This window comes from Chryseobacterium gotjawalense, from assembly GCF_030012525.1.
GTDB classification, from domain to species: domain Bacteria; phylum Bacteroidota; class Bacteroidia; order Flavobacteriales; family Weeksellaceae; genus Kaistella; species Kaistella gotjawalense.
The window spans coordinates 531,514-546,622 of record NZ_CP124855.1 but is presented as its reverse complement, the minus strand read 5'-3'; the positions used below and the strand labels follow the sequence as shown (position 1 = coordinate 546,622).

At 35.5% G+C, this 15,109-nt stretch carries 14 protein-coding genes; 7 read left to right on the top strand and 7 right to left on the bottom strand.

Annotated elements, in window-relative coordinates:
- Positions 1-20 precede the first annotated feature (20 nt).
- The gene (locus tag QGN23_RS02470; RefSeq protein ID WP_282905455.1) at positions 21-1,139 is read right to left on the bottom strand and encodes a DNA polymerase III subunit; all 1,119 of its coding nucleotides are present in this window, start codon (positions 1,137-1,139) and stop codon (positions 21-23) included.
- Positions 1,140-1,429: 290 nt separating this feature from the next.
- Here QGN23_RS02470 and QGN23_RS02465 point away from each other — a divergent pair, with 290 nt between their 5' ends.
- The 4 genes from QGN23_RS02465 (at position 1,430) to QGN23_RS02450 (ending at position 5,969) form a co-directional block, all read left to right on the top strand.
- Positions 1,430-2,704, top strand: coding sequence for a hypothetical protein (locus QGN23_RS02465; protein WP_282905454.1), 1,275 nt, complete (start codon positions 1,430-1,432; stop codon positions 2,702-2,704).
- A 3-nt stretch (positions 2,705-2,707) separates the two neighbouring features.
- The gene (gene lptC, locus QGN23_RS02460) at positions 2,708-3,298 is read left to right on the top strand and encodes an LPS export ABC transporter periplasmic protein LptC (RefSeq protein WP_282905453.1); all 591 of its coding nucleotides are present in this window, start codon (positions 2,708-2,710) and stop codon (positions 3,296-3,298) included.
- A 74-nt stretch (positions 3,299-3,372) separates the two neighbouring features.
- Positions 3,373-4,422: an anhydro-N-acetylmuramic acid kinase gene (locus QGN23_RS02455; protein ID WP_282905452.1), complete on the top strand. Its 1,050-nt coding sequence runs from the start codon at positions 3,373-3,375 to the stop codon at positions 4,420-4,422.
- A 23-nt stretch (positions 4,423-4,445) separates the two neighbouring features.
- Positions 4,446-5,969: a carbon-nitrogen hydrolase family protein gene (locus tag QGN23_RS02450; RefSeq protein WP_282905451.1), complete on the top strand. Its 1,524-nt coding sequence runs from the start codon at positions 4,446-4,448 to the stop codon at positions 5,967-5,969.
- A gap of 132 nt (positions 5,970-6,101) precedes the next feature.
- Here QGN23_RS02450 and rsmG read toward each other — a convergent pair whose 3' ends face one another.
- Positions 6,102-6,737, bottom strand: coding sequence for a 16S rRNA (guanine(527)-N(7))-methyltransferase RsmG (gene rsmG / locus QGN23_RS02445; RefSeq protein ID WP_282905450.1), 636 nt, complete (start codon positions 6,735-6,737; stop codon positions 6,102-6,104).
- A gap of 100 nt (positions 6,738-6,837) precedes the next feature.
- Here rsmG and QGN23_RS02440 point away from each other — a divergent pair, with 100 nt between their 5' ends.
- On the top strand, positions 6,838-8,037 hold the full coding sequence (locus QGN23_RS02440) for a pyridoxal phosphate-dependent aminotransferase (RefSeq protein WP_282905449.1): 1,200 nt from the start codon (positions 6,838-6,840) through the stop codon (positions 8,035-8,037).
- 64 nt (positions 8,038-8,101) lie between these two features.
- On the opposite strand, the gene QGN23_RS02435 is transcribed toward QGN23_RS02440, so the two are convergent.
- Together QGN23_RS02435 and QGN23_RS02430 are read right to left on the bottom strand one after the other, a co-directional pair.
- A complete protein-coding gene (locus QGN23_RS02435; RefSeq protein WP_282905448.1) occupies positions 8,102-8,881 on the bottom strand; it encodes a zinc ribbon domain-containing protein in 780 nt (259 codons plus the stop codon).
- A gap of 3 nt (positions 8,882-8,884) precedes the next feature.
- Positions 8,885-9,982, bottom strand: a complete 1,098-nt coding sequence (locus QGN23_RS02430; RefSeq protein WP_282905447.1) for a Nif3-like dinuclear metal center hexameric protein — start codon at positions 9,980-9,982, stop codon at positions 8,885-8,887.
- A 54-nt stretch (positions 9,983-10,036) separates the two neighbouring features.
- On the opposite strand from QGN23_RS02430, the gene QGN23_RS02425 reads away from it, so the two are divergent.
- Positions 10,037-10,864 carry an ion transporter gene (locus tag QGN23_RS02425; protein ID WP_282905446.1) on the top strand — a complete coding sequence of 276 codons (828 nt, stop codon included), beginning with the start codon at positions 10,037-10,039 and terminating at the stop codon, positions 10,862-10,864.
- A gap of 657 nt (positions 10,865-11,521) precedes the next feature.
- On the opposite strand, the gene QGN23_RS02420 is transcribed toward QGN23_RS02425, so the two are convergent.
- From QGN23_RS02420 to QGN23_RS02410, 3 genes are all read right to left on the bottom strand, one after another.
- Positions 11,522-12,574: a peptidylprolyl isomerase gene (locus QGN23_RS02420; protein ID WP_282905445.1), complete on the bottom strand. Its 1,053-nt coding sequence runs from the start codon at positions 12,572-12,574 to the stop codon at positions 11,522-11,524.
- An 87-nt stretch (positions 12,575-12,661) separates the two neighbouring features.
- Positions 12,662-13,171, bottom strand: a complete 510-nt coding sequence (locus QGN23_RS02415; protein ID WP_282905444.1) for an FKBP-type peptidyl-prolyl cis-trans isomerase — start codon at positions 13,169-13,171, stop codon at positions 12,662-12,664.
- Between the two features lie 109 nt (positions 13,172-13,280).
- Complete coding sequence (locus QGN23_RS02410) at positions 13,281-14,342, bottom strand: branched-chain amino acid aminotransferase (RefSeq protein WP_282905443.1); 1,062 nt, start codon at positions 14,340-14,342, stop codon at positions 13,281-13,283.
- Positions 14,343-14,426: 84 nt separating this feature from the next.
- Between QGN23_RS02410 and mnmD the strand changes: the two genes are divergently transcribed.
- Positions 14,427-15,101 carry a tRNA (5-methylaminomethyl-2-thiouridine)(34)-methyltransferase MnmD gene (gene mnmD / locus QGN23_RS02405; protein ID WP_282905442.1) on the top strand — a complete coding sequence of 225 codons (675 nt, stop codon included), beginning with the start codon at positions 14,427-14,429 and terminating at the stop codon, positions 15,099-15,101.
- The last annotated feature ends 8 nt before the right edge of the window (positions 15,102-15,109 follow it).

Genomic DNA, 15,109 nt, shown 5'->3' with positions numbered 1-15,109 from the left:
ACCACCGGTTGGTGGTTTTTTTATGGTTTTTTATGAAGGTAACGGGAAAGTTTAATCCCCAAATCAGTCCATATAATCTTGGTATTTCCGTTTCTTTCTAAGTGATAATTGGCGGTTGAGATTTCTTCTAAAATAGATTCAATATTGGCTCCATGGATGAATTTTGAGAAACTCTCCCATTTGAAACCGCCGGCCTCTATTTTTTTATAGACCAGACTTTCATTTCCGTAATTTTGAAGTAACGCCAGACGGAACATTTCTGCGCAGTATTCTAAAAAATTCATTTGTTTTTCTTTGTTCCAAAGTGAAATTCTTCTGCCCCAAAGAACAATGTTTTTTAAAAACTCAGGTTTCTTTTTTACCTGAAAAGCTTCACGAACCCACATGATAAACTGATCTTCAAATTCGGAATCTGTGTTTTCACTCTGCAGTAATTTCTGCGCGGTATTCCAGTTTCCCTGTGCCTGAAAAACAATTTCCCGTCTTCTGTCTGTACTGATCTCCTTGTTGTTCTGTAAAAACTGGTCGAGATCATCTTCTTTAATACTCGAAATTTCCACAATCTGCGTTCTCGAAATAATTGTCGGAAGCATGAAATCCGTGTTGGAAGCCGTCAGAATGATGTACGTGTTTTTTGGTGGTTCTTCCAGAAACTTCAGAAATTTATTGGCGGCATCCGTATTCATTTTGTCAGCTTGCCAGACAATGAGTATTTTACTGCCGCCTTCAAAACTTTTCAGGGCGAATTTTTTATTGATTTCATCAATTTCTTCGACGTAAATACTGAGTTGTTTATTTTCTGATTCTAAAATTGTGCTCCAATCTTCGTTATTTGAATAGGGATTTTCCAGCATCATCTCCCGGAATTCATCAAAAAACTGAGCCGTCAATCCGCTTTTATTCGCTTTAAAAACGGGAAAGCTAAAATGCAGATCGAGGTGATTGAGGTGATCAACTTTTGAAGAAGAATGCTCGTTTTCCTTTCTTAAAATTTCTTTTGCAAAGGCCATCGCCAAGGGCAGCGTTCCATATCCGTCTTTGCCTACAAATAATTGTGCGTGGCTTACCCGATTATTGCTGATACTATCTTTCAGAAGGTTTTTCAATTCCTGATGACCTACAATTTGTTCCCAATTCATGCTTCAAAGATAAAAATTTTTGCTGGATAATGAGAATGAAAATGGTGATGAGGATCTATAGATATTTTAACGTAAACAGGATTATAAATGTTAAATAATGTAAAACCTCTTTGGTAATATTCAAACAGTTAATTTTGACATGTTTTGTTGAGAATAATAGTACTGTAAAGTGATTTTGAGAAATGTTTAAATTAGATACCCATGTGATAAGCTTAACAAACTTTAACCAAACTTACTTTCACAGTTCAGTATTATTTAAGATATTTGCGCATTATTTTTAAAAATAGAGAATGAAAAGATTTTTTGTATTACCATTGATTGCGGCAGGTTTTTTACTTAATGCACAAACGATTGGTAATTCTCCATATGCTGCCTTTGGAATCGGTGATGTAAAATACGATAATACAACTGATATCAGTTCGATGGGTGGCATTTCTACTGCATATATTTGGGATTTTAACAACAATTTTAATTTCAGCAATCCGGCAGCCAATAAAAATTTAGAACTAACCACTTTGAAAATTGAAGGAAGTAATCAAAATAACTTCTTCAAATCCAATTACAATAACATGAGCGCCACCAAGCATTCATCTTATTTATCTAATTTAACGATTGCCTTCCCAATTTCTAATAAAGTGAAATTTGGATTGGGTTATCAGCCTTACAGTTCAAAAGAATACACTATTTTAAATAAAGAAGTTTTGGATTCCGGAAACAGCCAGATGAGTCTTTACCATGGTGAAGGAACGCTGAATACGGTCCAAGCAGCTTTGGGTTATCAGATTACACCAGAGTTTGCAATGGGTCTTCGATCTAATTTCTTCTTTGGTAATTTATATGATATTAATGAGTTGACTACTTCTGATGCTGAACTGATCAACGGCTACGAAACAAAAAATAAAGTTAAAACCTTTAATTTTACTTTGGGAACCGCTTATCAGAAAAAATTTCAGACCGATAGAAAGTTAACTTTAGGAGCAACTTACACTTTCGGAAATACCGGTCAGATGGAAACCCGATATGTCAACAGCACCTATTTTTACACGCCCGGAAAAATCAAAAATAACGAAAGCATTATTGAGGAGAAATTCAGCGAAGACAAAAACCTGATTCCTATGGAATTCTCATTTGGAGCTGGTTACGGCAGAGATGCCAAATGGTTTGTAGGAACTCAGTTGGATTATAAAAACGGCGAAACCATTCAGTTTTTGGGGAAACCTTTTGTGAACGAAAATTCTTATAAAATTTCTGCCGGAGGTTGGTATTTGCCCAACTACAATAACTTCAGAAATTATTTCTCCCGTGTTACCTACCGATACGGAGCGTATTACGAAAAAGGGAATTTAGCAATCAACGGAACCAATATCAATCAATTTGCGGTTACCGGTGGAATGAGCCTGCCTTTCGAAAATAAAAGCGCGAGCAGAATGAGCGGTATCGATTTAGGACTTGAAATAGGAAAAAGAGGAACGCTTGATAATAATTTGATCCGTCAGAATTTTGTTAATTTGAAAATAGGAATTAATTTTGCTGATAAGTGGTTTAACAAACGACTTTATGATTAAAAAATGAATTTCATTAAAGAAATACTTTATAAAAATATAGCCGGCTTTTTAAGTTGTGCTATATTTTTTGCTTTAATATCTTGTGAAGAAGATCTTGCGAAAATTAATAAAAACAGAAATAATAATTTCCCGTCTCAGATTATCAATAATGCCAATATTGTCCAGCGGGATTCCGGGATGATAAAATTGCGCGCCACTGCACCGCTCATTGAAAAATTCGAGTATATCGACTCGCCTTATATTGTTGCCAGAAAGGGAATTAATATTCTTTTTTATGATAAAAAGAAACCGGATGTCCCGGGAAAAATTTCGGCAAAATATGCGAAATTCAATGAAAAAAAGAAGTTTTACGAAGCCAAAGGAAACGTAAAAATCATCAGCAATGAAAATCAAATGTTTGCCATGCAATCGGTTTATTGGGATCAGGTAAAAAAAATTATTTATACAAAAGACACGGTGTTTGTTACCGATAAAGATGGTTCTACTTTGGTCGGCGCCAATGGAATGAGAGCAAAAGATGATTTCTCTGAATATACCTTCTACAATAATTCCGGCGACATCAACGCTCAAAAAATTCCTGAGAAATCAAGATAAGCAGGTTGATTGCGTTGTATTTTAAGATGGATTTTTTCAACAAAAATTCATACATTTAAATAAATTTTGATTCTATGAATTTCCATGCTTTGGGTTTAATGTCTGGCACCAGTCTCGATGGACTGGATGTTTGTTACGCCTCTTTTCAAAAAGAGGAACTCGGCAAATGGAATTTTAAGATTCTGCACGCCGCCACTTTTCCCTATTCTGAAATTTGGGAAAACCGGCTCAGAAATGCCGTTCATTTATCCGCAGAAGAAATTTTTTCACTCAATTCTGAGTATGGATTTTATTTGGGGGAAAAAGTGAATGAATTTATTACTCAAAACGCAATAAAAAATATAGATTTCATCGCTTCCCACGGACATACCGTTTTTCATCAGCCAGAGAAAAAATTCACGGTTCAGATTGGAGATGGCCGTGCGATTAAATTCCTGACCAATATTCCGGTGATTTACGATTTCCGCAGTCAGGATGTTTTGATGGGCGGAAACGGCGCACCTTTAGTGCCCATCGGCGATGAACTGCTTTTTTCAGAATACAGCGCGTGTTTAAATCTCGGTGGTTTTTCGAATATTTCATTTAAAGAAAATGGAAAAAGAATTGCTTTTGATATTTGTCCGGTCAATATTGTGCTGAATCATTTCTCTAAAAAATTAGGAAAAGACTACGATGAAAACGGAGATTTTGCAAGAAATGGAAAAGTAAATCCAGAACTTTTACAGTCACTGAATTCATTAAAATATTATCAGCAAAATCCACCGAAATCATTGGGAATGGAATGGGTTTCGCAGTATATTTTACCGGAATTTAAAGATGAAGATCCTTCGGTGATTTTAGCGACTTTTACAGAGCACGCCGCCATTCAGATTGCAAACATTTTTAATCAATATCAACTCAATAAAGTTTTATTTACCGGCGGCGGAACGTATAATTCCTTTTTGATTGAAAGAATTTTAAGTAAAACCAATACCGAAATTTGTATTCCCGATAAGGGAACCATCGATTTCAAAGAAGCCCTTATTTTCGCGTTCATGGGAGTTTTAAGAATGACAAATGAAGATAATGTTCTTTCTTCAGCCACCGGAAGTTCCCGCAACCACTGTTCCGGACTTCTCGTTTAACCACTAAAAAAAATAAAAGATAGATGCAAGTAGATATCAGACCTTTAAAAATTGAAGATTACGACGAACTCAGAGAGACGATGCAGAAAGCATATCCTGCGATGTCCGAAAGTATTTGGTCAAAGACCAGTATTAAAAAGTTAATCAAAATCTTCCCAGACGGACAGATTTGTATTACCGTTGACAACAAGATAGCAGCGGTTTGTCTCTCCCTGATTGTACAGTACGAATTGTACGGTGATGATCATACTTATAAAGAAATTACCGGAAATTATACCTTCAACACGCATTCTGATACCGGAAATGTTTTATATGGTATCGAAATTTTTGTAGATCCGGAATTCAGAGAATTGCGGTTGGCCCGACGATTATATGATGCGAGAAAAGAACTCTGTGAAAACCTGAATTTGAAATCAATTATCGTGGGCGGCAGAATTCCGAATTATCATTTGTACAGTTCAGAACTTTCTCCGAGACAATATATCCAGCAGGTTCGGAAAAAAGAAATTTACGATCCGGTTTTAAGTTTTCAGTTGGCCAATAATTTCCTGCCGGTTCGGGTTCTGAAAAATTATTTGCCGGAAGATATTCAATCCGCTGAAAATGCAGTTTTGCTGCAGTGGAATAATATTTATTACAGCAAGAAACCGAATACGATGCAGGATTCTGTAATTCGCTTGGGCTTGGTTCAATGGCAGATGAGGCATTTCAAAGACATCGATGCGTTTTTTGAACAGGTTGAATTTTTCGTGAATGTAATGGCGGATTACAAATCTGATTTCATCATGTTCCCCGAGTTTTTCAATACGCCTCTACTCGCTCCTTTTAATGATTTGAGTGAAAGAGACAGCATGTTTAAACTGGCTGAACTTACGGAAGAAATAAAAAATAAACTGTCACAATTAGCAATCGGTTACAACATCAATATCATTGGTGGAAGCATGCCGCTTGTAGAAAATGAGGAATTATACAATATCAGTTATTTGCTTCACCGTGACGGGAAAATCGATGAACACCGAAAAGTACATATCACGCCCAACGAGAAAAAATTCTACGGAATGAAAGGTGGAAATGAAATAAAAGTCATCGATACCGATTGTGGAAAAGTAGGTCTGGTCATTTGTTATGATGTTGAATTTCCTGAATTACCGAGAATTCTGGCCGATCAGGGAATGAAGATTCTATTTGTTCCTTACCTCACCGATACCCAAAATGCTTATATGCGCGTTCGTAACTGCGCGTCTGCAAGAGCGATTGAAAACGAATGTTATGTGGCGATTGCAGGATGTGTCGGAAATTTACCGGGAGTAAACAATATGGATATTCAGTATGGGCAGGCCGCTGTTTTTACACCGTCTGATTTTGCCTTTCCATCCAACGCGATTAAAGGAGAAGCAACACCGAATACAGAAATGACCTTAATCGTAGATGTTGATCTGAATTTGTTGAAAGAGCTGCACCATTACGGCGCGGTACGAACAATGACGGACCGCCGGAAAGATTTATACGACACCATTTCCTATAATAGCGATTCGGAAACAGAATAGATAAAAATCCCAAAACTTTTTAGTTTCGGGATTTTAGTTTTCTTAAAAATAGAAGTCAACTCTCTTTACAAACTAATGCACTGACAAAATCATCAAAATATAGAAAAGTTCTAAGTGAAATAAGGGTTTTGATCAGGAATTAAAATTTCCTTTAGATAAATATACCACTTTTTTGGTTTCAAAAAATTCTCCTTCAAAATGATCTTTGAGTTGGAATAATTCGGCTTTTAATCCTGCAAGTTCTTCTCCTAAATCGCCACCTTTTAGATAAAGGACACCATTATGTTTAGGATTAAACTGCTCTTTTAAAAATTTACCTTTCAACCAACGCAGAAAAACAGGCATTTGCGTAACTGCTCTGCTGACTACAAAATGAAACTGGTCCTTCACCTCTTCAGCTCTTCCGTGAATTGCGGTTATGTTTTTCAAACCAATTCCTTCCGAAACTTCTTTTACAACGGTAATCTTTTTACCAATAGAATCCACCAAAGTAAATTGAGCTTCGGGAAATAAAATTGCTAATGGAATTCCGGGAAAACCACCTCCGGTACCGATATCCAGAACTTTTGTATTTGGTGCAAACTCCATTATTTTAGCAATTCCTAAAGAATGCAGAATATGTTTTTCGTAGAGTGAATCCATATCTTTTCTGGAAATGACGTTGATTTTTTCATTCCATTCCTTGTATAACCGTTCAAGATCAGCGAATTGCGTTTTCTGATTTTCGGAAAGATTGGAAAAATATTTTTCTATTAATTCTACAGACATTTTTCAGTAATTTTTTTACAAAAGTAAAGAAAGGATTTCACAATAATTTGGTTTGCGCTTTCAAACTAAAAAATTATCTTTGGTTCTTTTAAAATTAAATATGGAAAAATTCTCAGACCGACTGAATCGAATGAGTTTCTCACAGACATTTGTAATGAGCAACAAAGTTCGGCAAATGAAAGCAGAAGGAATCGATGTGATCAGTCTAACGCTTGGCGAACCGGATTTCGATGTGCCAAAAAATATTAAGGAAGCTGCTTTTGCGGCGATTAATAATAATTTCAGCCACTACTCGCCTGTCCCGGGATTTCTGGATCTAAGAGAGGCCATTTGCGGAAAATTAAAAAGAGATAATAATTTAGAATACAACGCTTCGCAGATTTGTGTGTCAAATGGGGCCAAACAAGCGATTATAAACGTACTTGCTTCCATTACCAACGATGGTGACGAGGTTATTCTGCCCGCACCGTATTGGGTGAGTTACCATGAAATGGTGAAAATGATGGGCGGCAAATCTGTTTTCGTGGAAACGTCGATCGATACTGAATTTAAAATGACCGCCGAACAACTCGAAAAAGCGATTACGCCAAAAACAAAAGCCCTGCTTTACAGTTCTCCATGCAATCCATCGGGAAGTTATTATACGTATGAAGAACTTGAAAAAATTGCGAATGTTATTGCAAAATACCCTCAAATAACGATTATCTCTGATGAGATTTATGAGTTTATCAATTATGAAGGAAAGCATACTTCGATTGCAGAATTTCCGCAGGTTTATGAGCAAACTGCCGTAATCAACGGGATGTCGAAAGCATTTGCGATGACGGGTTGGCGAATTGGCTATTCTGCCTGTCCGACCTGGTTGGCAAAAGCGTGTGAGAAAATTCAGGGACAAATGACGAGCGGCGCCAATACCATGGCTCAAAAAGCATCTATCACTGCACTGCAAACCGATCCTGCCGAATATCGTTTTATGATTGAGGAATTTAAAAAACGACGCGATTTGGTTTTTTCATTAATGAAAAATATTCCCGGTTTCAAAGTAAATTATCCGAAAGCGGCATTTTACTTTTTCCCTGATATTTCGTTTTATATCGGGAAAACGTTAAATGGAACAATGATTAAAGATGCCGATGATTTTGCGATGTTATTATTAGAAAATGCCCATGTCGGAACGGTCGGAGGCGTTTCTTTTGGTAATCGTAACTGTATCCGTTTTTCCTATGCTGCGTCTGAAAAAGAACTCACAGAAGCGATGAGGCGAATTCACGAATTTTTAGAAAAGGTTGAAATTAACTAAAAAGATATTCCATAAAAAAACCGGTTTGAAAATTTCAAACCGGTTTTTTTATTATGAGAAAGAATTAAAATTTAATAATATCTTTCATTTTCTCGTTTTCTTCATTGACCAAATCGTCGTCCACCAGGATTTTTCCTGAATGCTCGTCGATAATGATTTTTTTACGTTGAGCAATTTCCATTTGCTTTTGTGGAGGCAATGTGAAGAATGATCCTTTCGGTGCACCTCTTTCTAAACCTACTACTGCTAAACCGGTTGGTGAATTTGTTCGGATTCTGTGGTAAGAAGCCAATAGTCTTTCATCAATATTTTTAGCGAATTCGTTTGATTTTTCAATCAGGAAATCTTCTTCTTTCTGAGTTTCAGAAACTAAATTTTCGAGTTCTTCTTTTTTGAATTTCAAGTGATTTTTCAAATCAGCTATTTTAGAATTTAACTCTTCTAAAGTTTCATTCTTATGGCTTATTTTTACACTAAACTCACTGATTCTTTTTTCTGAAAGTTGAATTTCCAATTCCTGAAATTCAATTTCTTTATCCAAAGATTCGAATTCTTTGTTATTTCTTACGTTATCTTGCTGAGATTTATACTTATCAATCAAAGTTTTTGCGTGACTGATCACTTCATTCTTTGTATTGATTTCATCGTTTTGAAGTTTAATCTCACTTTGAAATTTCTCAGCTCTTTTTTCTAAACCTTCGATTTCAATTTCTAAATCTTCCACTTCAATTGGCAATTCGCCTCTTGTGCTACGGATTTCGTCTAATCTTGAATCGATGATTTGTAGGTCGTAAAGTGCTCTTAGTTTGTCTTCAACGGCGATTTCTACTGTTTTTTTAGCCATATTTTATAAAAAATAGTTTACAGGGTTGGTTTTCTCGGTAGATTTTGAGACTGCAAAGATAGTGAATTTTTGTGATAATATATCAACCAAATGCTCAGTAACAAATTGTTCGGATTCAAAATGACCGATGTCGCAAGTCAACATTTTCCCGTCTCCCTGGAAATAATCATGATATTTTAAGTCGCCCGTTAAATAGGCGTCACATTTTCGGGAAATTGCCGCACCGATTCCACTTGCGCCGCTCCCGCCTAAAACGCCGACTCTCTTGATTTTTTTGTTGACGAAATCAGAATGGCGAATTGCTTTTAAATTAAATTTATCTTTAACAAAAGTCAGGAATTGGTCTTCATCCATCGCTTCTTCAAACTCACCAAATCTGCCTAAACCCAAAAATTGGTTTTCATTTTCTAACTGAATAATTTGATAAGCCACCTCTTCATAAGGATGTGCAGATTTCATCGCCGTAATAATTTGATTTTTTTTATAGCTTTCATAAATTACCGAAATCATCACTTCATCCGCATTTTCGCGAATCCCTATTTTGCCGGAGAATGGTTCTGCTCCATCGATTGGCCTGAAAGTTCCGCTGCCAGAAACTGCAAAACTGCATTCATCGTAAAAGCCGATATTTCCAGCACCTGCGCCAAATAAAGCATTTTTTACTTTTTCTGAAAAATCACGAGGTACGAAAACATTCAGTTGATGAAGACCTTGCTTTTTCGGCATTAATACTTTTTGATTTTTAAGACCAAGTTCTTCACAGATTCTGTAATTCACGCCAAAGTAATCATTATCAAACGCGGTATGAATTGCATAAATGGCAATCTTATTTTCAAGCGCTTTCAACACTGCTTTTTCAACATAATTTTTGCCGGTGATTGATTTTAAACCTGAAAAAATAATCGGATGAAAGGCAATGATAAAGTTGATATTCTTAGCAATGGCTTCATCGACAACAATTTCCAGCGCATCATGACACACTAAAATTCCGGAAACCTCTCTGTCAGGATTTCCGCAAAGCAAGCCTACATTGTCATAATCTTCTGCCTGGGATAAGGGAATTATTTTTTTCAGGTCACAAACCACTTCATTTACTGTCATTTTCTTATGTTTGCAACGAATTTAAGAATTAAATCTGTAATAATACCGCTTGCAATGGAAAGAGAACATAATTATATGCCCGAGCGAATCCGCTGGAAACGTAAACTGTTCCGGATTATTTTCAAAGCTGACACGAAACTCGGTAAACTTTTTGATATTTTTTTATTGGTCTTAATCCTTCTCAGCACTTTCATCGTTATGATGGAAAGCGTCCGGATTTTCGATGCAAAACTCCACAAGGTATTTGTAATCGTAGAAGTAATTATTACCATCTTTTTCACTGTGGAATATGCGTTGAGAATAATTACCATTAAAAACAAGAAAGACTACATTTTCAGTTTTTTTGGAATTATTGATTTTCTGGCGATTTTACCTTTTTATCTTAGTTTATTTATTCCGATTACCAAATATTTTCTGATTATTCGAATGCTTAGAATGCTGAGGATTTTTAGAATATTGAATCTAATGGATTTTATGAATGATGGTTACTTCATCGTTACGGCCTTAAAAAACAGTTCCAGAAAAATCTATATATTTCTTTTATTCCTAATGATCTTTTCTGTCATCGTAGGTTCTATGATGTTCATGGTTGAAGGCGACAGAGAAGGTTTTGAGAGTATCCCGCAAAGTGTTTATTGGGCGGTTGTAACCGTGACTACGGTGGGTTATGGAGATGTCTCGCCAGGCACTCCACTGGGGAAATTCCTGTCTGTATTATTGATGCTTGCCGGTTATTCCATCATTGCAGTTCCTACGGGAATTGTTACTGCAGAAATGCGGAATAAGCGTCAGGAACTTGGCAAAAGCTGTAGCCGTTGCGGAAATAATGACATCGATGATGATGCAAGATTTTGTAAAATTTGCGGCGAGAAAGTCGTATAACAAAAAGGTGCATTGTAACAATGCACCTTCTCTTTTTTTCATTCATTTGGTTTTTTTAACTCATCTTTTTATTTTCGGGAGGAAAACAAAAATCATCATTTGTGTTTGCGGATAGTTAGTAGTTTTTACCCTATTTTTAAAGACTAAGTATTATTAACCCTTTAAAAAAATCTTCACATTAAAGTAAATTTATTACTAACTACTGTTCCGTTATTTACGGTGCGTTAAAATAATGAGATAATAAATTTTCGTCTAATGTTTCTTATTTTTCTGGTACAAATATAAGGCAATGTATTTCCCATATACTAAGTTAAAACACCCTTTTTTTTATAATACAATATAGTTAAGCTCTAATGATTATTCAAACATCCTTTTTTAATCATCATGCAAATTTTCAATATAAGGCTCGCAAACATTCTGTTGACAAAGGCCCTTTTCTTCAGTCTTTTTTTAATTTGTTAAAGGTATTTCACTTTGAAAATTTCACAAAGTTTATCGGTGATTACTCCTTTTTATATACCGCAATAATCATCTTATTGTTGTATAATTTTATCCAACCTCTCACAACTTGCCCTATAGAAAAAGCACCTCAATTTCTTGAAGTGCTTTGTTGGATTAAAATCGGTTAAAATAAAATTCAACCAGTTTTTTTTCAGTTTATTTTGTTAAAGTGGTGTTCACTTTTACCAATTGTACATCGAAGATTAACCAGGCATTTGGTGGGATAACACCTCCCGCGCCGCGAGCTCCATAACCAAGTTCTGACGGAATAAGCAGAGTTGCAGATTCTCCTTCTTTTAACAGAAGAATACCTTCGTCCCAACCTTTAATTACCTGTCCTACTCCAATTGAAATTTCAATTGGTTCATTTCTTTTAAATGAAGAGTCGAATTCATTTCCGTCAACTAATTTACCGGCATAATGCACAGAAACAGCATCACCAACATTAGCTTTCTTGCCTTCAGTTGTTTGAGTTATTTTATAGTACAATCCGGAAGGAGTTGCCTGCATCGTTGCTTTTAAATCATCAACTAATTTTTGCTGATTGGCTGCAAATTCTTCGGCTTTCTTTTTTTTGTCAGCTTCTATTTTTTCAAGGATGGCTTTATTATTCTCTTTGATTTTTGCTTTTCCTTCAGTAAAGATTTTGGCAGCATCATAATTTTTGTATTCATCACCTTTAGAGAAAATCGCCACTTTTTCTAAAACTACATCAGTTTTAGGTTTGTCCTGTGCGCCTTTTTCTACATTGGCAATCGTGTCAATAACTTCAATACCATTCACAACTTCACCAAAAATCGTGTGTTTACCGTCTAACCAAGGTGTAGCAATTTCTGTAATGAAAAACTGGGAACCATTGGTATTCGGTCCTGAATTTGCCATGGACAGAATTCCTTTTCCGGTGTGCTGAAGGTCATTTTTTTCGTCATCGAATTTATAACCCGGGTCGCCCATTCCTGTTCCTTTAGGATCACCTCCCTGAATCATAAAATCTTTGATTACTCTGTGGAAAATAGTTCCGTCATAAAAAGGAACCCCTTTCGCTTTTGCAGTGTTATCAATTTTTCCTTCAGCTAAACCAACAAAATTTGCAACCGTAACAGGTGCATTTTTGTCTTCCAGTTTCACGATCATATTTCCTTTTGAAGTTTGGAAATTGGCATAAAGTCCTTCTTTCAGACCTGCGTAAGTTTCTTTGTCTACGTTCATTTTTTTATAAATTGGGGTGCAACTTGTTATCGAAATCGCTGCTATCGCGATTAGTAAATTCTTTTTTAGCATAAATAGCAATATGTTTTAAAGTACTTTTAATTTAATTATTAAAGGCATATCATTTGAAATCTGATCATTATCGCCATAGGTTCCAAAACCCAGTGCCGAAGGAATCAAAAGGGTAACTTCCTGATTTTTCTCCATGTATCTCAGCGCATCTTCCACCGGTTTTAGTTCTTCAAAATGGCCAAAAATTTTATTTTTATTTTGAACAGGATTTTCATATAATTTCACCAAATCGAAATCGTAAATATCATATTGGTAAGAAATCATTTCACCATTCTCTTTTCGCTTTTGATGCCGGAGGTCTTTATCATTCACCCAATAGTTCATGGTCATCGGATAAAACGCTTCGTCTTGATTTTTTATCCAGTCCTCAATTTGAGTTCTTTCAATCAGATTCAGATTTTTGGACCTGTTTTTAGAAATATCTAAATCTTTCTGACTTAAAATTCCACCAACAGGAGGATGAGCAGGTGCATGCTTTACACAGCCGATCAAGATCAAAGAACAAAGTACGATTATTTTTTTCATAAAAACTTTTGCGAAAATAAGCATTTCGAATTAGATTAAAAAATGAAAAAACCGGGAAAAAATTATTCCCGGTTTTTAATTGCTATTTTTAATAAAACGCTAAAGTTTTTTAGATGCTTTTTTCTACTAAAACTCTCCATCCAAAAGGATCTTCGGCAACATTTGTTTGAAGATCAACTAAATCTTTTTGAAGCGTTAACGCAAAACTTTCCTCTAAAGTTAATTGTGGCAATTCTAATTTTTCACCTTGGTATCCGATTGCTTTGAAAAGGGTGGTTACAACAGCAGTTCCCACTCCCCAAACTTCTTTTAAAGAGCCATTTTTGTGAGCTTCTATTACAGATTTTACAGAAATAGGTTCTACTTTTAATTCAATACCTCTTTTATTTGCTAACTGAATAAAACTGTCTCTGGTAACGCCATCCAATATTTTCTCGGAAGTTGGTGGTGTATAAATCGTGTCATTAATTCTAACGAAAACGTTCATCGTTCCACTTTCTTCGAAGTATTCGTGGGTAGAATCATCCGTCCAGATGATTTGCTCATATCCTTCTTCATTTGCCAACTGCGTCGGGTAAAAAGATGCTGCATAATTTCCGGCAGCTTTGGCAAAACCTACTCCACCGTTGGCAGATCTTGAATAGTAATCAGAAATTTTCACTGAAACAGGTTCCGAATAATAACTTTTTGCAGGAGTAGCTACAATTGCAAACATATATTTATTAGAAATTCTGGCTTTTAAAGCTTCTTCAGTAGCGAAAATAAGGGGACGGATATACAGAGAATTTCCTTCACCATATGGAATCCAATCCCGATCTAGATCAACCAGTGCTTTTAATCCTTCTAAAAAAACCTCTGCCGGGATTTCTGGCATCGCAAGACGACCTGCTGATTTATTGATTCTGGAAAAATTCTTTTCCGGTCTGAAAATAAAAACCTGACCGTCTTTATCCTTATACGCTTTCATTCCTTCGAAACATGCCTGCCCGTAATTAACCCCCATCATTGCAGGAGTAAAAGGAAGTGGCCCGTAAGGCATCAATTTTACTTCACCCCATTTTCCGTCTTCATATTCACAAATAACCATGTGATCGGTAAACATGTTTCCAAAAGAAAAATTCTCTGGATCAAATTCGGATATTCTCGGAGCAGTAGATTTTTGAATTATCATATTTTAATTTTTTGTTGATGTTCTACAAATTTAATATAATTTTTTAAATATCAAAATTTTAAATTAATTTTGAAAAAAAATATCATGGAACGAGAAATAAAAACCACTTCAGATGGAAGTAAAACATTATATATCAGTAACTTAAACGAAAACTATCATTCACACCATGGTGCTTTGCAGGAAGCTCAACACGTGTTTATCGATAATGGATTTAATTTAATTAAAAATTGTGATATTAATATTTTAGAACTCGGTTTTGGTACAGGACTTAATGTTTTGGTTACAATTGATGAGTTTTTGAAAACTGACAAAAGTCATGTTATTCATTATTTCACGCTTGAAAAATATCCCATAAATGAACGGGAAGTTAACGAACTGGATTATGGATCTATTTTTCATAAAACAGAAATGGCGGAAATTTACCGAAAAATACACGCCGGTAATTGGAACGAAACCATTGAAATCCTTCCTCAATTTTTCTTAACCAAATATCACTGTGATTTTTTTGAAATTAAAAATCTGGACCTTCCTGAAATAGATCTGGTTTATTTTGATTGTTTTGGAGCACGAGTTCAACCCGATCTATGGGAAAAACCGCTTTTTGAAATGGTTGCAAATACGATGAAACCGGGTGGTCTTCTTACTACCTATTCTTCTAAAGGCAGTGTTCGCCGTATTTTGAAGGAACTCGATTTTAATGTTGAAAAAAAAGCCGGACCTCCTGGAAAACGGGAAATGATCAACGCTATCAAGAATTAAAGATAAAT